Source organism: Flavobacterium sp. GW823-FHT04A11 (genome assembly GCF_058796535.1).
The window spans coordinates 1,076,579-1,098,262 of sequence record NZ_CM179503.1 but is presented as its reverse complement, the minus strand read 5'-3'; the positions used below and the strand labels follow the sequence as shown (position 1 = coordinate 1,098,262).

22 protein-coding genes are annotated in these 21,684 nt (G+C 34.7%); 6 read left to right on the top strand and 16 right to left on the bottom strand.

What is annotated here, in order from left to right; genetic code table 11:
* Position 1: 1 nt before the first annotated feature.
* The 4 genes from feoB to AC3QL1_RS04835 all read right to left on the bottom strand — a co-directional run bounded on the left by feoB (position 2) and on the right by AC3QL1_RS04835 (position 4,173).
* Complete coding sequence (gene feoB / locus AC3QL1_RS04850; RefSeq protein WP_492495578.1) at positions 2-2,101, bottom strand: ferrous iron transport protein B; 2,100 nt, start codon at positions 2,099-2,101, stop codon at positions 2-4.
* On the bottom strand, positions 2,101-2,340 hold the full coding sequence (locus AC3QL1_RS04845) for a FeoA family protein (protein ID WP_056196581.1): 240 nt from the start codon (positions 2,338-2,340) through the stop codon (positions 2,101-2,103). The genes feoB and AC3QL1_RS04845 overlap by 1 nt, the downstream gene beginning before the upstream one ends.
* A gap of 101 nt (positions 2,341-2,441) precedes the next feature.
* A complete protein-coding gene (locus AC3QL1_RS04840) occupies positions 2,442-3,107 on the bottom strand; it encodes an SCO family protein (protein WP_492495576.1) in 666 nt (221 codons plus the stop codon).
* 139 nt (positions 3,108-3,246) lie between these two features.
* On the bottom strand, positions 3,247-4,173 hold the full coding sequence (locus AC3QL1_RS04835) for a DMT family transporter (protein WP_492495574.1): 927 nt from the start codon (positions 4,171-4,173) through the stop codon (positions 3,247-3,249).
* 201 nt (positions 4,174-4,374) lie between these two features.
* On the opposite strand from AC3QL1_RS04835, the gene AC3QL1_RS04830 reads away from it, so the two are divergent.
* Complete coding sequence (locus AC3QL1_RS04830; protein WP_492495572.1) at positions 4,375-6,435, top strand: M13 family metallopeptidase; 2,061 nt, start codon at positions 4,375-4,377, stop codon at positions 6,433-6,435.
* Between the two features lie 60 nt (positions 6,436-6,495).
* Here AC3QL1_RS04830 and AC3QL1_RS04825 read toward each other — a convergent pair whose 3' ends face one another.
* The 12 genes from AC3QL1_RS04825 to hemA all read right to left on the bottom strand — a co-directional run bounded on the left by AC3QL1_RS04825 (position 6,496) and on the right by hemA (position 16,694).
* Positions 6,496-6,897: a c-type cytochrome gene (locus AC3QL1_RS04825; RefSeq protein ID WP_492495570.1), complete on the bottom strand. Its 402-nt coding sequence runs from the start codon at positions 6,895-6,897 to the stop codon at positions 6,496-6,498.
* Between the two features lie 12 nt (positions 6,898-6,909).
* A complete protein-coding gene (locus tag AC3QL1_RS04820) occupies positions 6,910-7,830 on the bottom strand; it encodes a hypothetical protein (protein WP_492495568.1) in 921 nt (306 codons plus the stop codon).
* Between the two features lie 37 nt (positions 7,831-7,867).
* Complete coding sequence (gene hemB, locus AC3QL1_RS04815) at positions 7,868-8,860, bottom strand: porphobilinogen synthase (RefSeq protein ID WP_492495566.1); 993 nt, start codon at positions 8,858-8,860, stop codon at positions 7,868-7,870.
* Between the two features lie 75 nt (positions 8,861-8,935).
* Positions 8,936-9,829 (bottom strand): fructose bisphosphate aldolase, encoded by an 894-nt coding sequence (locus tag AC3QL1_RS04810; protein ID WP_492495564.1) that lies wholly within the window; start codon positions 9,827-9,829, stop codon positions 8,936-8,938.
* A gap of 42 nt (positions 9,830-9,871) precedes the next feature.
* On the bottom strand, positions 9,872-10,795 hold the full coding sequence (gene hemF / locus AC3QL1_RS04805; RefSeq protein WP_492495562.1) for an oxygen-dependent coproporphyrinogen oxidase: 924 nt from the start codon (positions 10,793-10,795) through the stop codon (positions 9,872-9,874).
* Positions 10,795-11,628 (bottom strand): BRO-N domain-containing protein, encoded by an 834-nt coding sequence (locus tag AC3QL1_RS04800; RefSeq protein WP_492495560.1) that lies wholly within the window; start codon positions 11,626-11,628, stop codon positions 10,795-10,797. Before AC3QL1_RS04800 ends, hemF begins: the two co-directional genes overlap by 1 nt.
* A gap of 36 nt (positions 11,629-11,664) precedes the next feature.
* The gene (locus AC3QL1_RS04795) at positions 11,665-12,216 is read right to left on the bottom strand and encodes a GNAT family N-acetyltransferase (RefSeq protein WP_492495558.1); all 552 of its coding nucleotides are present in this window, start codon (positions 12,214-12,216) and stop codon (positions 11,665-11,667) included.
* A 1-nt stretch (position 12,217) separates the two neighbouring features.
* Positions 12,218-12,595 (bottom strand): hypothetical protein, encoded by a 378-nt coding sequence (locus AC3QL1_RS04790; RefSeq protein ID WP_492495556.1) that lies wholly within the window; start codon positions 12,593-12,595, stop codon positions 12,218-12,220.
* Between the two features lie 77 nt (positions 12,596-12,672).
* Positions 12,673-13,698 carry a uroporphyrinogen decarboxylase gene (gene hemE / locus AC3QL1_RS04785; protein WP_492495554.1) on the bottom strand — a complete coding sequence of 342 codons (1,026 nt, stop codon included), beginning with the start codon at positions 13,696-13,698 and terminating at the stop codon, positions 12,673-12,675.
* A 51-nt stretch (positions 13,699-13,749) separates the two neighbouring features.
* A complete protein-coding gene (locus AC3QL1_RS04780) occupies positions 13,750-14,415 on the bottom strand; it encodes a uroporphyrinogen-III synthase (protein ID WP_492495552.1) in 666 nt (221 codons plus the stop codon).
* Positions 14,415-15,338: a hydroxymethylbilane synthase gene (hemC, locus tag AC3QL1_RS04775; RefSeq protein ID WP_492495551.1), complete on the bottom strand. Its 924-nt coding sequence runs from the start codon at positions 15,336-15,338 to the stop codon at positions 14,415-14,417. The genes AC3QL1_RS04780 and hemC overlap by 1 nt, the downstream gene beginning before the upstream one ends.
* A 105-nt stretch (positions 15,339-15,443) precedes the next feature.
* Entirely contained in the window at positions 15,444-16,694 is a 1,251-nt protein-coding gene (gene hemA, locus AC3QL1_RS04770; RefSeq protein WP_492495549.1) for a glutamyl-tRNA reductase, read from the bottom strand.
* A gap of 227 nt (positions 16,695-16,921) precedes the next feature.
* On the opposite strand from hemA, the gene AC3QL1_RS04765 reads away from it, so the two are divergent.
* The 5 genes from AC3QL1_RS04765 (at position 16,922) to AC3QL1_RS04745 (ending at position 21,679) form a co-directional block, all read left to right on the top strand.
* Complete coding sequence (locus AC3QL1_RS04765; RefSeq protein WP_042563598.1) at positions 16,922-17,794, top strand: helix-turn-helix domain-containing protein; 873 nt, start codon at positions 16,922-16,924, stop codon at positions 17,792-17,794.
* Complete coding sequence (locus tag AC3QL1_RS04760) at positions 17,794-18,327, top strand: hypothetical protein (protein ID WP_492495547.1); 534 nt, start codon at positions 17,794-17,796, stop codon at positions 18,325-18,327. The genes AC3QL1_RS04765 and AC3QL1_RS04760 overlap by 1 nt, the downstream gene beginning before the upstream one ends.
* Before the next feature lie 153 nt (positions 18,328-18,480).
* Entirely contained in the window at positions 18,481-19,494 is a 1,014-nt protein-coding gene (gene hemH, locus AC3QL1_RS04755) for a ferrochelatase (protein ID WP_492495545.1), read from the top strand.
* 91 nt (positions 19,495-19,585) lie between these two features.
* Positions 19,586-20,134 (top strand): CopD family protein, encoded by a 549-nt coding sequence (locus AC3QL1_RS04750; RefSeq protein WP_492495543.1) that lies wholly within the window; start codon positions 19,586-19,588, stop codon positions 20,132-20,134.
* Positions 20,135-20,263: 129 nt separating this feature from the next.
* Positions 20,264-21,679, top strand: a complete 1,416-nt coding sequence (locus tag AC3QL1_RS04745; RefSeq protein WP_492497530.1) for an ATP-binding protein — start codon at positions 20,264-20,266, stop codon at positions 21,677-21,679.
* Positions 21,680-21,684: the final 5 nt, after the last annotated feature.

Below are 21,684 nucleotides of genomic sequence, written 5' to 3'. Positions count from 1 at the left end.
TTTATTTTAAAAGTTGATAGGCTATAAGTGCCACAAAATAAGCCAGTCCACTCATTAAAACCAGCTGCATTGCCGGCCATTTCCATGAATTGGTTTCTTTTTTTGTAACGGCCAGAGTACTGGCGCATTGCATGGCAAAAGCATAAAAAAGCAATAATGAAATTCCGGAGGCAAAATTGAAAATCTTTTTCCCGGTTTCAGGATTTATTTCTTCCTGCATTTTACTTTTTATAGTTGTTTCGTTATCACTGTTTCCAACGCTGTAAATTGTGGCAAGTGTTCCCACAAATACTTCACGCGCTGCAAATGAACTGATAATGGCAATTCCAATTTTCCAATCGTAACCCAAAGGCGCAATAGCAGGTTCGATGGCTTTACCCATAATTCCAATATAGGAATTTTCCAGTTTTTGAGAAGCAACTTCATTTTCGAAGGTAACTTCGTCTATGGGTTTATTTACAAATCTTTCTTTTACGATGGTTTCAGCTTCGTTAAAATCTTTTCCTGGTCCGTATGAAGCCAAAAACCATAAAATAACAGATATTGCCAGAATGATTTTACCCGCACCAACAATAAAAGCTTTCGTTTTCTCTACCACATTAATTCCAACGTTTTTGAAAAGCGGCATTTTATAACTTGGCATTTCAACTACGAAATAAGTTTTATTGTCCTGTTTCAAAATCTTATTCAGGATATAAGCAGATAAAATGGCTGTTCCAAAACCTAATAAATACAATAACATCAATGACAATCCCTGCATGTTCAGGATTCCAAAAACACGTTCATTCGGGATAACCAAAGAAATAATAATAGCATAAACAGGTAATCTTGCAGAACAAGTTGTGAATGGCGTTACTAAGATCGTAATAAGGCGTTCTTTCCAGTTTTCGATATTTCGGGTTGCCATAATTGCCGGAATCGCACACGCAGTTCCTGAAATTAAAGGCACAACACTTTTTCCCGAAAGCCCAAACTTTCGCATGATTTTATCCATAAGGAAAACCACACGGCTCATATATCCACTTTCTTCCAAAATGGAAATAAACAAAAACAGGAAAGCAATTTGCGGAATAAATATAATAACACCGCCAATTCCCGGAATAATTCCTTGCGAAAGTAAGTCGGTTAAAATACCGCTTGGTAATTCTGCCGCAACCCAACTGCTTAAAGAAGCAAAAGTGCTGTCAATAAAATCCATAGGAATGGTTGACCAGCTAAAAATAGATTGGAAAATGATAAAAAGAATAGCAAGGAAAATAAAATAACCCCAAAATTTATGGGTTAAAACACGATCCAGTTTTGCCCTGAAATCTTTCGCCATCGAAGCATCAACTTTTAGACCTTCTTTTAAAACATCATTTATAAACTGATATCTTTTGATGGTTTCTTTTTGCTGTAAGCGCTTTAATTCTGAATTTGTTTTCGTAAAAGTACTTCGGATTTCATTTCGGTCTAAATGAGAAAAATTGACATCCTGTGTAATAACCAGCCATAATTTGTAAATAAGCTGATTTGGAAAAGCATGTTTTAGATTTTCAAAATACTCAGGATCAATAACCGATGCATTTAAACAAGCTTCGTGCGGAATGGTTTTATAAGAAACAATTAATTCTTTTAAGTTGTCAATTCCCAAACCTTTGCGGGAACTTACCAAAGCAATTTTAGTTTTTAGCTTTTCTTCCAGATACGGAATATCTAATGTAATTCCCTTTCTTTCCATACGATCAGACATATTAATGACTAAAATCGTCGGAATCTCAAGATCTTTTATTTGGGTGTAAATAAGTAAATTTCGTTTCAGATTTTCAACATCTGTCACAACAACCGCTACATCCGGATATAATTTATCATTTTTATTTAAGAGCAATTCAATTACAACACTTTCATCCATCGAACTGGCATTCAAACTATATGTTCCGGGTAAATCCAGAATATTAGCTTTTATGTTGTTTGGTAATTTACAGAAACCAATTTTTTTCTCAACCGTAATCCCCGGATAATTCCCAACTTGTTGATTTAAACCTGTAAGCTGATTAAAAACAGAAGTTTTTCCGGTATTAGGATTTCCAATAAGGGCAACGTTGATATTTTGAACGCTCATTATAAATTGGTTTTGATAAGTTCAACTTCAATTTCGCGAGCAGTTTCAATACGAATGGCGACATGCGAGCCATTAATGTCAAGATATAAAGGATCTCCAAAAGGAGCAATTTGAAGTAATTCGACTAAGTTGCCCGGCAAACAACCCATTTCTAATAATTTTAGAGGAATAAGATCGATGTCAAAATCTTTGATAATGGCTTTTTCGCCTTTTTTCAGAGTGTGAATTGTATTTTGCAAGCTTATTTAGATTGAATTTAGATTACAAAAGTAGGCAATTATTCTTTATTCAAAGGCATTTAACACTTTTGAATATGCTAAATCTTTCTAAAAATAAGGCTTTACTCCTGACACAAGAAATCAATGTCTTCTAAAAGACGTTTCATATCTTCTTTGTTCGTTCCGTCATAAAATCCGCGAACGCGACGCTTTTGATCAACCAGAACAAAATTCTCTGTATGAACCATATCATAAAGCTGATCTGGTCTTCCAAGTTTAACTGCCAGATATGATTTTCTGGCCATGGTGTAAATCTCTTTTTTATCACCCGTAACCAAATTCCATTTGCTGTCAACAACGCCATGTTTTATAGCATATTCTTTTAAAACCGGAATACTGTCAACTTCCGGAAAAACCGTATGCGAAAGCAACATTACCTTCGGATTATTCAAAACTGCTTTTTGAACCTCAGCAAGATTGGTTGTCATTTTTGGGCAAATTGATCCGCACGTTGTAAAGAAGAAATCAGCAACATAAATTTTGCCTTCGTAATTTTTCTGGGTAATTGTATCGCCATTTTGGTTGACGAACTTAAAATCAGCAATTGTGTGGTATTTGCTTTTATATTGAATTGTACTATCTACCAATTCAGGATTTACATCGGCAGGATTATAAATTGGCAAAGTCTTTTGTGGCTTTAAAGCCGAATAAAATAAAGATATCGTGACAACCGAAAACACAATTAAAACAATGAAGAATTTACGGTATTTGTAAAGAAGCGATTTCATAAAAATAATTTGCCGCAAAAATACAAAAACCACTTTTTAAAAGCTGTAAGTATAATGATTTTTAACAAGCTTGTAAATACCCACGAATTCACGAATTTTTTATTTTAGCATTGAATTTAATTCGTGAATTCGTGGCGGTCTATTTTAATCTGGTTTTCCTGATAGATTTATTAACGAGGTATAATCCAATTAAAGTTACAACAGCACCAACAACAATTGCCTGAGTAAGGCTTTCGCCGAAAATAAAAGCTCCTAAAACCATCGCCACAATTGGATTAATGTAAACATAAATACTGCTAATTTCTGTGGGAAGATGCTGCAGCGAATAAATGAAGGCAATAAATGTTAAAACAGAACCAATAACAACCAGATAACCAATTGCCCACCAGGATTGTGCGGGAATTTCGCTTAACGGAATATTGGCTCCCGAAGTTTCAGTAATAACAAAAAGAATGACACTCGAAATCAGCATTTGAAGTCCCAAACTAAAATACGGATTAAAACTTGCCGCTTTTTTCTTAGTATGCAAAATCCCGAAAGCCCAGGTTATAGTGGAAACAACGGTAAGGAAAATTCCGAATTGAAAATCAGGTTTAAAGAAATCACCTAAATAATCTATAAAGATGATACAGATTCCTCCGAAACAAATTAGAATTCCGGCAACAGCCAATTTTGCAACACGTTCTCCGTAAAAGAAATTAATTATGATAATCCAGATTGGAAAAATGGCGCTGATAATCGCACCCAAACCGCTGCTGATGTATTTGACACCCCAAGTACTTAGGCCATTGCTCAGAGAAAAATTTAAAATAGCCAAAATCAGGATGGTGCGCCATTGTTTGCCTTTTGGCCACGGTTCTTTCTTTATGAGAAAAAAAATAACGTATAAAATCCCGCCCAGAAACTGTCTGATATTTGCCACCTGTAAACCCGGCATGTGTTTTACGCCTTCTTTTGATGCCAGCCATGTTGTTCCCCAAAAGAAACTTACCCAGCATAACGCTAAGACCGGCAATCCGATAGCTTCAATTTTTCCTGAAAATGCATTCTGAATTTTTGCTCTCACTTTGATTTATTTCTTTTGTCAAATATTCCAAAAACAATTTCAATTTATCCCAAATACAAGAACATTTATTCATGAAAGTTTTTGTTTAAACGGATGAAATATTTGCATTAAAAAACTTACGCCTGAATATTGTATAATTTTAACATAAATTTTAAAATAATAACAATATGTTTGCAGATACACTAAAAACATACACAAAAAATGAATAAGAAGCTTAGTAAACCTTTGTTTTGTGTTTTTTCGGCAATGTTTTCAATAACAGCAGTTAAAGCTCAAAATGCAGCCACCAAAGAACCCGGCATTAATGTATCTTACATGAATACCACAATTAGCCCGGGCGAAGACTTTTTTCGTTACGTAAACGGAATTTGGTTAGATAAAACAGAAATTCCAAGTGATCGAACTTCTTGGGGAAGTTTTAATGAATTGCGTCAGCGAACAGATGATAACTCACTGGCTATTTTAAAAGAAGCATCCAAAAATCCTAAATACAAATCAAACACAGATCAGGGAAAAGCGGTAGCATTATACAATACTATTCTTGATACTGTTGGAAGAAATAAGAGAGGAATAACACCGCTTCAGCCTTATTTAAAGAAAATTGATGCCATTAAAGACGTTGCCGACCTGCAAAATTTCTTAATAGAAATGGAGCCTCAGGGCGGTATTGGCTTTTTTAGTATTTATATTGGAGCAAGTGCAAAAAACAGTAATGTATATGCTGTAAACATTAGTCCGGGACGTTTAGGATTATCAGACAAAGATTATTACAACTCTGATGATAAGGATTCTAAAGAAAAACGTGAAAAATACGAACTTCATGTTGCCCGAATGATGCAGTTTATTGGAGAATCTCCTGCAAAGGCAAAAGAAAGTGCCAAACAAATCCTGGCTCTTGAAACAGAAATGTCTGCTCCAAGGCTGGATCGTGTTGAACGCAGAGATCGCAGAAAACAATACAATCCAACTGCTATTGCAGATTTAAAGAAAACAACACCGTCAATTCAATGGGATAAATATTTTGCCGGAATTGGTATGGCAAAACTGGATACGGTAAACGTGCAGCAGCCTCGTTATATGGCAGCTTTAGAAAAAACGTTTACAGAAAAAAAAGTAGCCGACTGGAAAGAATATCTAAAATGGTGTGCTTTAAATAAATCAACCTCAACTTTAACAACAGACATTGAAAATGCCAATTTTGATTTCTACGGAAAAACATTAACGGGTGCTTTAAAACAACGTCCGAGAGAAGAATTAGCACTTCAGGTAATCAATCAGACTACCGGAGAAGCTTTAGGAAAATTATATGTGGAGAAATTATTTCCTGCCGAGGCAAAAGAGAAAGCACAGAAAATGATTCAAAACGTGATATTGGCGTATCAGAATCGTATCAATGCTTTACCTTGGATGTCGAAAGAAACCAAATTAAAAGCCATTGAGAAGTTAAACAAAATAACAATCAAAATTGGTTATCCTGACAAATGGAAAGATTATTCAGCGTTAGCGATAAAAAATGTAAATGAAGGCGGAACTTTTTTTGATAACATGAAAAATGTATCAAAATGGAATTATCAGGACAATCTCGATAAATTAGGAAAACCGGTTGATAAAACAGAGTGGGGCATGTCTCCGCAAACTGTAAACGCTTATTATAATCCATCTTACAACGAAATTGTTTTTCCAGCGGCAATCTTACAACCGCCATTCTACAATTACCAAGCCGATGAAGCTGTAAATTATGGCGGAATTGGAGCAGTAATCGGACACGAAATTTCTCATGGTTTTGATGATTCAGGAGCAAGATACAATGCTGATGGAAATCTTGTTGACTGGTGGACTGCTGATGACTTAAAACAATTTACAGAATTAGGAACGGCACTTGCGAATCAATATAGTGCTTTAGAACCTTTACCGGGAATTCACGTTGACGGTAAATTTACTTTAGGGGAAAACATTGGAGATTTAGGAGGGGTTAACGCAGCTTATGATGGTTTGCAATTGTATCTGAAAGCAAATGGAAATCCTGGTTTAATTGATGGTTTTACTCCGGAGCAGAGATTTTTCATTTCCTGGGCAACCGTTTGGAGAACAAAATCAAGAGACGAAGCAATTAAAAATCAGGTAAAAACAGATCCACATTCGCCTGGAATGTACAGAGCAGTTGTTCCAATTCAGAATGTTGATGCTTTTTATGACGCATTCGGAATCAAAAAAGGAGATAAAATGTACGTTGAACCAGAGAAAAGAGTTAAAATCTGGTAAGATAATATCATGAAAAACGACGCTGATTTAGCGCCGTTTTTTTTTTATCAATAATTTTACTTATTTCAGATTACTGTAAATATAGCTTTCAATTGCTTTTAATTCTTCATCAGACATTGCCTTAGTAACCGGAAAATTGGTTTTCATTACATCAAACTGACTTGGATCAACGATTGGTTCTGCGTTTCCTTTCAAAAAAGTAATAATATCACCTTTTTTGTCTTTGTAGGTTTTGGCAATTTCCTGAATGCTTGGCCCAATTACTTTTTGATCAACCTGATGACAAGCGGTACAATTTCCTTTTCCCTCAAAAATTTGTTTTCCTAAAGCTTCCGGTGTTTTGGCTTCCGCCGAATTTCCTTCTGAATAATTCTCTGTTGGATTCTGAACAGTAGTTTCAGTAGTTTCTTTTTTGCAAGATGCTAATGCTAATACGGCAGATAAGAATAATAGTTTTTTCATTATAATAGTGAGTTAATATACTTTCATTGCATCAAATTTGTAACCATTAAAAAGAAGCTTTGCTACAATTTGTTTCGAAAGAAAATCTTTGTCTTCTCCATAGAAAGAAAGATTAATTTTTTCAGTATCAGTAAGAGTTCCTCTTAAATTATAGTATTTATTATCTGATGTGATGATTTCATCTTTGATGTTTTTATTGGTATTAGGATTTGTGTAACCAGTTTTTGTAGCATACCAGGCGCCCAAAGTTCTGACTCTGTTTTGAATTCTGCTATTGTTGTCTTTTTCTGAATATAAAGAGTTTACAGTATATACCAGACTCGGAGGAAAATTAGGCATAAATGTTACGTTGCTTTTTGTAACTTCTCCAATTACAACATAATCCATAACAGGCTGACCATCTTTATAAACTTCTTGTTTTTGAAGTATATGTCCATTTTCAACTGTTATTTTTAAAGCAGTCATGGCGTCATATTCCGCTTTTAATTGATCTGATGTTTTTTGATTCGCATCATCAAAAACTTTTGTGATATTAGTTGGTGTTCCATTAATAAATTCCAAAACACCTTTTTCGTCTAATCCTGCTGCACTGATAAATTTGTATTTCTCATTACAAACACTCGCAACAATAGCTTTTTGAAAACTTAAACCCTGATCTTTTCCATAATCAATAACTTCATTTGTTTTATTATTGCTTAAATCAGTAAGAAGTGACCAATAAACCAAAGAACCATCAAGTAGAGGAGTAGCCTTTCTTTCAATGGAAAAAACTGGCTTATTGTCTAAAGTAAGGATGTTATAAACTAATTTTTGTTTGTCTAAAATAGCAACTTCAGTTCCGTCAATACTGATTTTATCTTTTTTAATTTTAATATCCTGACCAATAGCTGTTGCAGATACAATCATGGCTAAGCCAAGTAATACATTTTTCATAGTTATTTTTTGTGCTAAAGTAGACTTTTTAAAACGCTTACTTGTTTAATATTACTGCAGCTTCTTTAGCAAAATAAGTAGAGATGATACTAGCTCCTGCACGCTTAATGCAATAAAGTTGCTCTATCATAATTTTGTCATGATCAAGCCATCCTCTTTCGGCTGCGGCCTTTACCATAGCGTACTCGCCAGATACTTGATAAACAGCAACAGGAACATGAACCGCATTTTTTACCTCACGAACAATGTCTAAATAGGCCATTCCCGGTTTTACCATTACAATATCTGCACCTTCTTCAACATCTAATAATGCTTCACGAATTCCTTCAATTCGGTTGGCGTAATCCATTTGATAGGTCTTTTTATCTTTCGGAATATTTTGAGAATCCACCGGAGCAGAATCTAATGCATCACGAAAAGGTCCGTAAAATGCCGACGCATATTTGGCACTATAACTCATGATTCCCACATTGTGATGTCCGTTTTCTTCTAATGCTTTTCTAATCGCCAAAACACGTCCGTCCATCATATCACTTGGTGCTACAAAATCAGCTCCGGCATAAGCGTGACTTAAACTCATTCGGGTTAAAGCATCAACTGTAGCATCGTTTACCAATTGACCATTTTCTATAATTCCGTCATGTCCGTAAATAGAATACGGATCTAATGCCACATCCGGCATTACAATCATTTCCGGAACAGCATCTTTTATGGCACGAATCGTTTGCTGCATTAAACCATCTTTGTTCCACGCTTCAACACCTTTATTGTCTTTTAGTTTGTCGCTTACTTTTACGTAAATATTAACCGCTTTAATTCCTAAATCCCAGGCTTCTTTTACTTCCTTAATCGTATTATCCAATGAATGACGGTAAATTCCCGGCATTGACGGAATAGCAACTTTTACATCTTTTCCTTCTGCAACAAACATCGGAAGCATAAAATCTTGTGGACTTAAACTTGTTTCGCGAACTAAGGAACGAATTGATTCATTGGTTCTTAAACGGCGGTTTCTTTGTAATGGGAACATTTTTTTAAATTTTAGATTTTTGAGTGTAGATTTTTGATCTTATCTCCAATTTATTTTTTGAATATTTGGGACATCTTATGTAATAGAAGCTGCATAGATCTCTTTAATCGTCTGGCCTATTTTAGCGTCAAACTCCTCTTCTGACTGACCGGCGGAAAGTCCTTCAGATAATGCTCGTGAGAAACTGGCAATTAATCCGTGGTTTTGTGAAAGTTTATAGTTGGCTTCATCTTGCCCGTATCCGCCTGATAATGCTACAACACGCACCACATGTGGATCAGACATTAATTCGCTGTAAAAATTAGTCACAGTTGGAATAGAAAGTTTTAGCATCACTTTCACGTCTTTATCCAGTAAGCTAAGTTGTTTCTTGATTTCTTCTTTCAGAATTTCTTCTGATTTTTCCTTATCGGAACTATAGATATCGACTTCCGGTTCAATGATTGGCACCAATCCTTTTTTGAAGATTTGTAAGCCTACAGCAAATTGTTGTTCTACTACTTCTCGAATTCCTTCAGCATTTGCTTCCTTAATAACAGAACGCATTTTAGTTCCGAAAATATTTCGTTCTACAGCTCGTGTTAGTAATTCATCTAAATTAGAAATAGGCTTCATTATTTGAACGCCATTTGCAAGATCAGCAAGTCCTTTGTCAACTTTTAAAAACGGAACTATATTTTTTTTCTCCCACAAATAATCGGCAGTCCATTGTCCGTCAATTTTACGGTCCATTGTGTTTTCAAACAAAATAGCGCCCAGAATATATTGGCTGTCAAATGCAGGACTTTTGATAATTCGGGTTCTCATTTCGTGTACAAGTGTGTACATTTCTTCATCATTCGAGAAGCTGCTTTCTTCAACGCCATATTGCGATAACGCCTTTGGTGTACTTCCGCCACTTTGATCTAATGCAGCGATAAATCCTTTACCGGAATGCATGCGGTCTAATTGTAAATCTCTCTTTTCCATAATAACGAAATTTTAGTTTACTATAATTACCTTTTGATTAGCTTAAATCCATTCACGTGGATTTTCTAATACATTTATTAATTTTTCTTCTTCACTTCCGGCTTCTGCATGATGATCGTAAACCCATTGCACATGCGGAGGCAAACTCATTAAAATGCTCTCAATTCTTCCGTTGGTTTTTAAACCAAATAATGTGCCTTTGTCGTGAACCAGATTGAATTCAACATAACGGCCACGGCGAATTTCCTGCCAGTTTCTGTTTTCAGGCGTATATTCCAGATTCTTTCTGCGTTCTACAATTGGAACATAAGCTTCTAAGAAACTGTTTCCAACTTCACTAACGAAATTATACCAGTCTTCCATAGACATTTGCTCATTTGCTTTGCAATAATCAAAGAATAAACCGCCAATTCCGCGGGCTTCGTTTCTGTGAGCATTCCAGAAATAAGAATCACATTGTTTTTTATATTTCGGATAAAACTCCGGATTATGTTTGTCACAAGCTGTTTTACACGTTTGATGAAAGTGAGTTGCATCTTCTTTAAACAAATAATAAGGCGTTAAATCTTGTCCACCGCCAAACCATTGTTCGATTATTTTTGGAGAACCTGTACTGAGCGAAGTCGAAGTATCATACATTTCAAAATATCGCCAATTGGCGTGCACGGTAGGAACCATGGGATTTTTAGGGTGCAATACCAAACTTAATCCGCAGGCAAAAAAATCTGCTTCGCCAACACCAAACATTTTCTGCATCGCTTCAGGCAATTTTCCATGAACAGCTGAAATGTTTACACCGCCTTTTTCAAAAACTTCTCCATTTTCGATAACACGTGTTCTTCCACCGCCGCCTTCCGGACGTTTCCAAAGATCTTCACGGAATTTTGCCGTTCCGTCAACAGCTTCTAATCCAGAACAGATTTGGTCTTGTAATTGTTGTATGTAGGCGTAAAATTTATCTTTCATTATTCCAATTCTTTTCTGTTTTCCAAATAATCAATAGCATTTAATTTATTGACCACTTTTTTACCCGTTTTTTCTTCAATTTCTTTACGTGTGTTACCGGCAATAGTACCGCCTTGATTGGCAATTATTTTGTTTTCTGCAAAATTTTCAGGTTTCTTTTCTTTACTAATTTCTGTTGTGGTAGCTTCGGCTAACATGTTGAGAACTAATTCCAGATTACTCATGTTATCACGTAAATTCTCTTTTTTTAAACTTTTATGATTTTTATATTCTTTGACCGATAAACCACTCCAAGCCTTGGTTATTTCATCAGTAAGAATGGCATATTCTTGACCTTTTTTCACACCTCGTTTATCCCATTCGTCCGTAAGATCTTTTCTTACTTCAATACATTTTAAACGTTGATTTACCCATTCTTTAGAATAGCCTTTTTTAAGATAGGTTTCCATAAGTCTGTCAAAACCAAGTTCAGGGTCTTCAATTTCGTCAATTCTTTCTCGACCAATTTGAGCTAGCCATAATTTAAAAGGTTCTGCTTTTTTTGAGGGAATTGATTGTATTAATCGGAATATTTGTTCTGTGTCAGCAACATCAGTTAACCTCAATTTGCCATCAGCTGCTTCCATTTTCAAACCGTTACAATTTGTAACGGTTTGGTTTCCTTCTGCGAGTAGTCTTTTCTTTAAAACCCTCCAATAAACTTGCGGATTTTGACTATCAGTCAAAACTCCAACAACATCTACAACAGAAAAGAACCATTTTTCTTCCTCATCACTCCAAATTGAACGTATTTGCTTTTGTTCAAATAATTTTATGGCAGTTTCTTTAGTCATTGCTTTAGTTTGTAGGTAATCTTAAATAAAGTCAATTTATCTTTCATAGGTATTATATTCTGATTTAAGCAATCCAAAATAAACGATATCTTCTAATGTTCCATCGCTGCTTTTGAATTCCTCACGTAAAATTCCTTCTTGTTTAAAATGATGTTTCAACGCAATTTGCTGACTTGCTTTGTTGATTTTTGAAGTACAAATGAATACTTTATTCATGTTTAAAGTATTAAAGCAAAAATCTAATGTTTCTGAAACGACTTTTGAAGTAATTCCTTTTCCTTGAAAATCTTCATCTATAAAATAACCCAACTCACATTTTGAAATTCGGTTATCGATGCTTTTCACACACAAATAACCAATTAAAGCGTTGGTTTTTATATTTCTCGGATAGAAAAAGTATCCTTCTTTATGATTTTCCTTATCTTGATTTAAAGCAATAAACTTTTTTGTTTTTTCTAAGTCAGTACAATTTGATAAAGTAAGAGGAAAAGTTTTTTCAATATGATTTTTATTCTTTTCGATGAGGTTGTAAAACTCTTCCGGAAGAATATGGTCAATTGTTTCTATTTTCCAATCAGTAAAACTCATCTTATTTGTTTTTGAGGGAAGCGATTTTAGCATTTATTCCAAAAGAGAAAACGTTGCTTTCCTGCTGAATATATTGGTAAATGGCTAAAGCTTTATTTTCAAAACTATAGTTTTCGACTTTTGAAAACTCCATCAAAAAATCTGCAAATTGCTCTAATTGATTAAAGTCTAAATGGCAGCGATTTAATAAAGTTATCAATTCTTCATTTTGATAAGCAACTAAAGTTTCAATATTTAAAGCAAATTCTTTAAGCTGATTTTCAATATTGAATTTGTCATCATCCGTCAATGGCTGAGGTAGAAAGTCAAGAGCACGCAATGTTTTCAGGACATTGTCGATTCTGATCGCTTCTTCGTCTCTTAGGCCTTTGTTTAACATGGTTTTCCGTTTTCAGTCTCGGTCGCAGTTTTCAGTTTTAAAGTGGAAACTGAAAACTGCGACTGAATACTAATATACTATTGCCCGTATTCTTTCACCGCGTCAATAAACGCTTTAGCGTGATCTACAGGGATATTTGGTAAAATTCCGTGACCTAAATTTACAACATATTTATCTTTTCCGAACTCGTTGATCATTTCGTGAACCATTTTTTTGATAGTTGGAATTGGCGAAAGCAATCTTGACGGATCAAAATTTCCCTGCAAAGTAATGTTTCCACCAGACAAATAACGCGCATTTCTAGCTGAACATGTCCAGTCTACACCAAGTGCCGAAGCCCTGCTTTTACCCATTTCGCCAAGAGCAAACCAACAACCTTTTCCGAAAACAATAACCGGAGCGTGATCAGCCAAAGCTTCAACGATTTGGTTGATGTATTTCCATGAAAATTCCTGATAATCAACCGGAGAAAGCATTCCTCCCCAGGAATCAAAAATCTGAACGGCATCAACTCCTGCTTTTACTTTTTCTTTTAAGTATAAAATAGTGGTATCGGTAATTTTTTGTAATAAAGTATGTGCTGCAGCCGGGTTTGAAAAAGCGAAACCTTTTGCAGTATCAAAACTCTTAGAACCTTTTCCTTCAACAGCATAACAGAAAATTGTCCAAGGCGAACCGGCGAAACCAATTAAAGGTACTTCGTCGTTAAGCATTTCTTTAGTCAATTTAATAGCATCCATTACATATCCTAAACTTTCCTGAATGTCCGGAACATAAACACGGTGCACATCAGCCATTGAACGAATTGGATTTGGAATAAACGGACCAAAATTCTCTTTCATTAAAACTTCGATTCCCATTGCTTGCGGAACAACCAAAATATCTGAGAATAAAATCGCTGCATCCGGAGCAATTCTGCGAATAGGCTGAACGGTGATTTCGGCAGCCAATTCAGGAGTTTGGCAACGGGTGAAGAAATCATATTTATCACGCAAAGCGATGAATTCCGGTAAATATCTTCCGGCTTGACGCATCATCCATACTGGCGGGCGTTGAACAGTTTCTCCTTTTAATGCTTTTAAAAATAGGTCGTTTTTTAACATTGTTTTTTATTTTAGGTGCAAAGCCACAAAGGGACAAAGTCACAAAGGTTTTTATTTATATTCTTCTATGACATCCTCAATGACATCCTCAACCGTTGGCTGAGCTGCAATGATGATGTTTTTTGTTATTTTATGTAAAGCTTCAGCAGTGGTTTCTCCAATGCAAAAGCAGGTTTCTTTCTTAATGTTATTCTCTTTCAAATAACTTTCAACACCGGAAGGACTAAAAAATAGAATTCCGTCAACTGCCGTTTTTATTTTCTGAGGCGTTAATGACGTCTCATAAACCTGAATTTCATTGAATTTCACGTCAGCATCTTTTAACGCTTTTGGTAAGGTTTCCCGACGAAGATTTCCGCTAAAGAAAGTATAGCTTTCACTGCGATAAATTAAAGTGATGATTTCTGCTAAATCAGATGCATATCCGGTATAAGCCACGACATTAAATCCGTTTTCAGATAAAAGAATTTTGGTTTTTAAACCCACACAAAAAACATTTTTGCGTTTCAGTTCTTCTGATTTTGGATCTGATAAAATGCTGTGAACCGCATTCTGACTCGTGAAAATCAAGTTCTCGTTGAGGTCTTTTAATTCGAAAGGTTTGTTTTGAGTTTGAATAAAATCAGATTCGATCACTTCAATATTGGCTTTTACCAATGCCTGTTTATGTTCGCCCGATAGCTTTTTCGTAGATAATATCTGAATTGATTTTGCCATTATTTTTTTAGAGATTCTTTAATAGATGCCATCAATTCTGCTCCGCCATTGTTCAAAATTTCCTGAGCAGCGAAGAATCCCAGTTTTTTCCATTCTGCAATGTCAACCGTTTTGTCGATTTCAAGTTTTTGTTTTCCGTCAAGCGAAAGTAAAACACCTTGAAAATGTAAAGTATCTTCATCTTCGTTATAATTAACTAGAGCCCCTATTGGCGCTGTACAACCGCCTTCCAGCGTTCTTAAAAACTGGCGTTCGATATAAGTACAGATTTCAGTTTCGATATGGTTTAATTGCGAAAGCGCATCAAGCGTATAATTGTCATTTTCCATTGCCACAACCAGCATTGCTCCTTGTGCCGGTGCCGGAATCATCCAATCTAAATCTATATAATTTCCTGGTTTCAGGTTAATGCGCTCCAAACCTGCAGCAGCAAAAACAGCTCCGTCCCAGTTATTGTCTTGTAGTTTTTGCATACGTGTGTTTACGTTTCCGCGTAAATCAACCACTGTATGATTTGGGTATTTATTAAACCATTGCGCCTGACGTCTTAAACTTCCGGTTGCAATCGTACTTGGATTTGAAAAATCAGGATTTCCTTTATGAACTAAAATGTCTAAAACATTGGCTCTTTCTAAAACTGCCGCCTGAACAATACCTTTTGGCAAAGCCGTTGGTACATCTTTCATGGAATGAACTGCAATATCAATATCACCATTGATCATAGCAATGTCCAGCGTTTTAGTAAAGATTCCGGTGATTCCGAGTTCGTACAGTGGTTTGTCAAGAATTATGTCACCTGTAGATTTTACCGCAACAATCGTAGTTTTATAACCTAAATCGTTTAGTTTTTTTTCGACAGTATGTGCTTGCCAAAGTGCCAGTTCGCTATCGCGAGTTCCAATTCTGATTGTTTTTTCAGCCATGTTTTACTGTTTTTCCACCATATAAGTTATATAAGTAATTAAGCGTTGCGGCCAGGAATTTTAAATGAACTTATATAACTTATATGGTGAAAAGAGTTTATGTTTTTAAGATGCTTTTATTTTGAAGACTTTTTCGATCCATTCGATGCTTTCATCGACCATCGTGTCGTCGTCTTTTAAGTGGTTTGCAAAATGGGTAGTGATTTTTTGAATGATTCTGTTGCTGATGATTTCAGCTTGAGCCTCATTAAAGTCAGCAATTTTTCTGCTTTGAAAATCCAATTCTGAAACTTTAATCTGATTCAGTTTTTCTTTTAAAGCATTTATGGTTGGCGCAAATTTTCGTCCTTTTGTCCACGTAACAAATTCTTCCTTGATTTCTTCGATAATAGCTTCAGCAGCGGGAATGTGTAATTTTCTGTTTTCAAGAGTTTCATCTGTCAATTGAGACAAATAATCCATGTGAATCAAGGTTACGCCTTCTATTTCCTCTACATTTTCATTAACGTTTTTCGGAATCGATAAATCTAAAATCAACAAAGGTTTTTTAAGATTCAAAATCGCTTTGTCAACCGTTGGGTTTTGCGCGCCTGTAGCCACAACAACAACATCTGCTTTTTGAAGTTCTAAGTGTAATTCTGAATAATCTTTAACAATCAAATTTAGTTTTCCGGCCAATTTCTCAGCTTTGTCTTTCGTTCTGTTGATTAAAGTGATATGTTCGTTTTTGGTATGTTTTACAAGATTTTCGCAGGTATTTCTTCCGATTTTGCCTGTTCCGAAAAGTAAAATGTTTTTATTACCAATATCTTCAACATTCTTAATAATATATTGTACCGATGCAAAAGACACCGAAGTAGCACCTGAACTGATCTCAGTTTCGTTTTTAATTTTTTTGCTCGCCTGAATTACAGCATTTACCAATCTTTCCATAAAAGTATTGGTCAAACCAAGAGATTTTGAATGTGTAAAACTGGTTTTAATTTGAGATATAATTTCAAAATCGCCCAGAATCTGACTGTCTAAGCCAGTTCCTACGCGAAACATATGATTAATCGCTTCCTGATTTTTATAAACGAATCCCACTTTCTGAAAAGCATCTACAGATCCGTTACTATTATCGCAAATTAATTTTATTAATTGAAAAGGGTGTTCTGCAAAACCATAGATCTCGGTTCTGTTGCATGTCGAAGTGACAAGTAAACTTTCTATTCCTTCTGTTTTAGCCTGTTCCAGCAATCGCGTTTTCGCAACGGCATCCAAACTAAATTGACCTCTAACCTCAGCATCAGCTTTTTTATAACTCAGACCAACTGCGTAAAAATATAGGTGTTTCGGTACGTTATTGTTTTCCATAAATTCACTTTCATAAAAGTGCAACAAAATTATCATTATAGTGTTTACAAAAGTAACGCTCAAAGTACTATTTGTGTCGCTACATGTTTTTTTGTTTCTAAAGAGCTGTTTTTATGCAAAAAGAAGTATTTTTGTAGCAAAATCAACTTGTTAGAATTGATTTGTTTAGAGTGATTCTAAATAACATTTTCCTCTTGCTTTGATTTTTATCTAAAAAAAATATCGCTATGAGTTCTCAGGAAATTATAAAAATTGAAGATGACTTTACGCTAATCCGTTTTCAAAACGATAGTTCAGAACCATTTTTTGGACAGCATGAAGTTGGTAGTGGCTTGATACAGTTTCATTTCGGAATAAAAGGGAATGCCAAATTTTTGTTTAATCAGGGTACGTATGCCTTAGATTTGAAAGAAGAAAAATCATTGCTTTTGTACAATCCACAGAAAGAATTGCCATTGAATTTAGAGTTGGCTCCAAATTCCTGGGTGATTTCAGTTATTGTATCGATTAAAAAATTTCACGCGTTGTTTTCTGCAGAAGCAGATTATATTACTTTTTTAAGTCCTGATAATAAGGACAAAAAGTATTATAACGAGGGAAATATCAGTCCTTCTATGGCTATTGTGTTAAGTCAATTGTTTCATTACAACCTTCATCCATCCATAAAAAACCTTTACTATAAAGGAAAAGGATACGAATTACTGAGCTTGTATTTTAACAGAACCGAAGATCCAAATGCAGAACAATGTCCGTTTTTGATTGATGAAGATAACGTTTTGAAGATTCGAAAAGCCAAAGAAATCATCATCGCCAATATGGCTGAACCGCCCGGATTACAAGAGCTGGCAGATGAAATTGGTTTGAATTTGAAAAAACTGAAAATGGGTTTCAAACAAATCTACGGCGATACGGTTTATGGTTTTCTATTCGATTACAAAATGGATTTCGCCCGAAAACTATTGGATAGCGGATCTTATAATGTTAACGAAGTTGGATTGAAAATTGGCTACAGCACCGGAAGTCACTTTATAGCGGCATTCAAAAAGAAATTTGCTACAACTCCGAAGAAGTATTTGATGTCAATTAATACGAATGTTTAATGATTAGAAGATATTCAATAGCTTTATTGTTTTTCATAATATTGTCTTGTAAATCAAAAGAAGAAAAAATGTTTTTTGATTTTGATCGCGTTGAATATTATTCATTAAATAAAAATAAAGAAGTAGAAATAGTCGGGAATAATAGGAAAGGTGTTAAAGATTCTATTCTAAACAATATTCTTTATTCTGAATTTCCAGATAAATTAGATAATAATGTTTTTTTTAAAACAATTAATTCTACGGGATTTTCAAAGTTTAAATTATCCCAAAAAGACGTTGAGTATTTAAGAAATGATGTTTTTGTCGAGAAATTTTCTTTAAAGATGTTTGAATTAAATAAAGCCTGCGCACCGGAGTATAGGGATATTTTGGTTTTTAGAAAAAATAACGAAATTTCAGGTATTGCTAAAATTTGTCTTTCGTGTGGGCAATTTTATTTTATTGGTTATAAAAAAGGAATCGAGACAGAAAACTTCGGAACAGAAGAAGAGTACAAATCTTTAGAAGAACTATTTAAAAAATATAAATATTAAAGATGTTTTAAAGCATCAATTTTATAAATAATAACATCAATAAAAAGTAATATTTATCATATTTCTAAAAAGTAACATACAATACTTTTGACGAAAATTAAAAAAACAACGCTTAAAGCCTAAAGCTTAAAGCCTAAAGCAAAAAAAACAATAATGAAAGGCGTATTATTAGTAAACTTAGGATCTCCGGAAAGTCCAACTACAAAAGATGTAAAACCATATTTAGACGAATTTTTAATGGATAAATACGTGATCGATGTTCCGTATTTATTAAGAGCGTTGTTGGTTCGTGGGATTATTTTAAGAAAAAGACCGGAAGAATCAGCGCATGCTTACGCAAAAATTTGGTGGGATGAAGGTTCTCCTTTAGTTGTTCTTTCAGAAAGAATGCAGAAAAAAGTACAGCCATTGGTAAATGTTCCGGTTGCTTTGGCAATGCGTTACGGATCAATGACAATAGAAAAAGGACTTCAGGAATTGCACGATAAAGGAGTGACAGAAGTAATGCTTTTTCCGTTATATCCGCAATATGCTATGGCTTCAACTTTAACTATTTTGGTTAAAGCGGAAGAAATTCGTAAAAAGAAATTTCCACAAATGACTTTTACAGATGTTCCTGCTTTTTACAATAAACCGGATTATATCAAAAACTTAGCAGATTCAATTCAGAAACATTTAGTAGGTTTTGAGTATGATCATTTGCTGTTCTCTTATCACGGAATCCCGGAGCGTCACATTCGCAAAACAGATGTAACGAAATCACATTGTAAAATTGATGGTTCTTGTTGTAACACGCCTTCAGCAGCACACGATTTTTGCTACCGTCACCAATGTTATGAAACTACAAAACAAGTAGTAAAATTATTAGGAATTCCGGAAAACAAATACAGTCTGACTTTTCAATCGCGTTTGGCGGGTGATAAATGGTTAGAACCTTATACTGACGTAGAAATTGATAACATGCCGGCAAAAGGAATCAAGAAATTAGCGGTTGTGACACCGGCTTTTGTTTCGGATTGTTTAGAAACTTTGGAGGAAATCGCGATGCGCGCCAAAGAAGATTTTGAAGCAAAAGGAGGAGAAGAGTTTTTAGCAATTCCGTGTTTGAATGATGATGATGAATGGTGTCAAACCGTGAGTAACTGGATTAACGATTGGGCTAAATAGTAGAAAATAGAGTAAAGAGTAAAGAACAAAGATTGTTGCGTGAAAATCAACTTTAAAAAAAACCTGAAACTTCAAACTTGAAACAAAAAGCATGGAATATTATAACTATTTAAAATCATTGCATCTTATTTTTGTAATTACCTGGTTTGCGGGATTGTTTTATATTGTGCGTTTGTTTGTGTATCAAATAGAAGCCAATGAAAAACCATCTCCCGAAAAGGAAATTTTGCAGGCACAATACAAAATAATGACGTACCGTTTGTGGTATATTATTACTTGGCCTTCAGCAGTTTTAGCGAGTATTTTTGCTTTTTGGATGTTGTTTTTTACTGATTTAGGAAACGCCTGGCTGAAAATGCCGTGGATGCACGTAAAGTTGTGTTTCGTTTTCCTTTTATATTTATATCATGCAAAATGCCATCAAATATTCAAACAATTGCAAAATGATGAGGTGAAATATTCCAACAACTTCATGCGTTTATGGAATGAAGGCGCCACTATAATATTGTTTGCAGTTGTATTTTTAGTCGTTTTAAAAAGCGCCATCAACTGGATTTTCGGCGTTATCGGAATCTTTTTATTTTCTATTATTATTATGTTGGGATTTAGGTTTTATAAGAGAATACGCGAAAAGAAATAGTTTTCAGTCTCAGTCCCAGTTTTCAGTTTATGCTGAGACTGCGACTGGGACTGAGACCGAATACTAAAATTTATGCTAAATAACTTCAAAATGTCGATGCTTTCACTGCGCGTTAGGATTTTCCTGTCGATGATTGTATTGATTGTTGTGGCATCATTTTTATTGGCTTCCATTTCGATTATTCAGTTTAAAACAGAAGCTAAAGAATACCATCAGGAACGTTTAGAACGAAAAGAAAATGCCGTAAAAGAACACATCAATTATGTTTTAAATACGACAACTTATCCTTTAAAAACTGGAAATCTGGATTTGATTTTTAAAGATAAAATTCACGAGTTAGCTCAGATTCATAAAATAGAAATCAATATTTACAGCCTTGACGGGAAATTACTGAAATCCTCCAAAGAATCTTTTGCAGTTGACAAAGTAGCGCCGCCCATTCCGGAATATATTCTGAAATTAGTGCGTTCTTCTATCGAAAAGCGTTTTGTAGATATTAAAACCATCGACGGAGTCAAAAACAGATCCTCTTACAGTTTAATTAAAGATGAAAAATTCAAACCATTAGGAATTTTAAATCTCCCATATTTAGAAGACGACGGTTATTATGACAATGAATTAAATACGTTCTTAATTCGTTTAAGTCAGGTTTATTCTTTTATGCTTATTGTAGCTTTTGCATTGGCGTATTTTCTTTCCACTTATATAACAAAATCACTAAAAACCATTTCAGACAGATTAGAAGAGACGAATTTGGATCAGAAAAACGAGAAAATTGTTTTGGAAGCCAATAGCAAAGAAGTCAATTTCCTAATCAAAGCGTACAACGGAATGGTGGATAAACTAGAAACCAGTGCCATAAAATTGGCGCAAAGCGAGCGTGAAGAAGCCTGGCGTGAAATGGCAAAACAAGTAGCACACGAAATTAAAAATCCGCTTACACCGATGCGATTAACGGTTCAGAGTTTCCAAAGAAAATTTGATCCGAATGATCCTGACGTCAAGCAGAAGATGAACGATTACTCCGAAACTTTGATTCAGCAAATTGATACGATGACTGCTGTAGCTTCTGCATTTTCAAATTTTGCTTCGATGCCGGCACAACAAAACGAAACTCTAAATGTAGTTGAGGTTGTCGAATTGGCTTTGGATATTTTCAACGAAGATTATATTGTTTTTGAAAGTGAAGAACAGGAAATTATTTCTAAAATGGATCGTACGCAATTGATTCGTGTGATTACCAATTTAGTGAAAAACGCAACTCAGGCAATTCCGGAAAGTCAATTTCAAAAATCGATTCTGGTTACTGTAAAAAGAAGAAATAATAATGTTGAAATTGCGGTAAAAGACAACGGAATCGGAATTCAGAAACAAGATACCGGTAGAATTTTCGAACCAAAATTCACTACTAAAACCAGCGGAATGGGTCTTGGTCTCGGAATTATTAAAAACATTATCGAAAATTACAAAGGAACAATTACCTTTGAATCAACTTACGGAAAAGGAACCACATTTATAGTTTCCTTGCCTATCACAAACTCATAAAACCA

Coding starts and splice junctions, on each gene's coding strand:
- AC3QL1_RS04830 (WP_492495572.1), top strand. CDS start 4,375: ATGAATAAGAAGCTTAGTAAACCTTTGTTTTGTGTTTTTTCGGCAATG.
- hemH (WP_492495545.1), top strand. CDS start 18,481: ATGAAAGGCGTATTATTAGTAAACTTAGGATCTCCGGAAAGTCCAACT.
- AC3QL1_RS04800 (WP_492495560.1), bottom strand. CDS start 11,628: ATGACTAAAGAAACTGCCATAAAATTATTTGAACAAAAGCAAATACGT.
- AC3QL1_RS04795 (WP_492495558.1), bottom strand. CDS start 12,216: ATGAGTTTTACTGATTGGAAAATAGAAACAATTGACCATATTCTTCCG.
- AC3QL1_RS04810 (WP_492495564.1), bottom strand. CDS start 9,829: ATGGAAAAGAGAGATTTACAATTAGACCGCATGCATTCCGGTAAAGGA.
- AC3QL1_RS04760 (WP_492495547.1), top strand. CDS start 17,794: ATGATTAGAAGATATTCAATAGCTTTATTGTTTTTCATAATATTGTCT.
- AC3QL1_RS04750 (WP_492495543.1), top strand. CDS start 19,586: ATGGAATATTATAACTATTTAAAATCATTGCATCTTATTTTTGTAATT.
- hemE (WP_492495554.1), bottom strand. CDS start 13,698: ATGTTAAAAAACGACCTATTTTTAAAAGCATTAAAAGGAGAAACTGTT.
- AC3QL1_RS04765 (WP_042563598.1), top strand. CDS start 16,922: ATGAGTTCTCAGGAAATTATAAAAATTGAAGATGACTTTACGCTAATC.
- AC3QL1_RS04790 (WP_492495556.1), bottom strand. CDS start 12,595: ATGTTAAACAAAGGCCTAAGAGACGAAGAAGCGATCAGAATCGACAAT.
- hemA (WP_492495549.1), bottom strand. CDS start 16,694: ATGGAAAACAATAACGTACCGAAACACCTATATTTTTACGCAGTTGGT.
- hemB (WP_492495566.1), bottom strand. CDS start 8,860: ATGTTCCCATTACAAAGAAACCGCCGTTTAAGAACCAATGAATCAATT.
- AC3QL1_RS04745 (WP_492497530.1), top strand. CDS start 20,264: ATGATTGTATTGATTGTTGTGGCATCATTTTTATTGGCTTCCATTTCG.
- AC3QL1_RS04780 (WP_492495552.1), bottom strand. CDS start 14,415: ATGGCAAAATCAATTCAGATATTATCTACGAAAAAGCTATCGGGCGAA.
- hemF (WP_492495562.1), bottom strand. CDS start 10,795: ATGAAAGATAAATTTTACGCCTACATACAACAATTACAAGACCAAATC.
- feoB (WP_492495578.1), bottom strand. CDS start 2,101: ATGAGCGTTCAAAATATCAACGTTGCCCTTATTGGAAATCCTAATACC.
- AC3QL1_RS04820 (WP_492495568.1), bottom strand. CDS start 7,830: ATGAAAAATGTATTACTTGGCTTAGCCATGATTGTATCTGCAACAGCT.
- AC3QL1_RS04825 (WP_492495570.1), bottom strand. CDS start 6,897: ATGAAAAAACTATTATTCTTATCTGCCGTATTAGCATTAGCATCTTGC.
- hemC (WP_492495551.1), bottom strand. CDS start 15,338: ATGGCTGAAAAAACAATCAGAATTGGAACTCGCGATAGCGAACTGGCA.
- AC3QL1_RS04840 (WP_492495576.1), bottom strand. CDS start 3,107: ATGAAATCGCTTCTTTACAAATACCGTAAATTCTTCATTGTTTTAATT.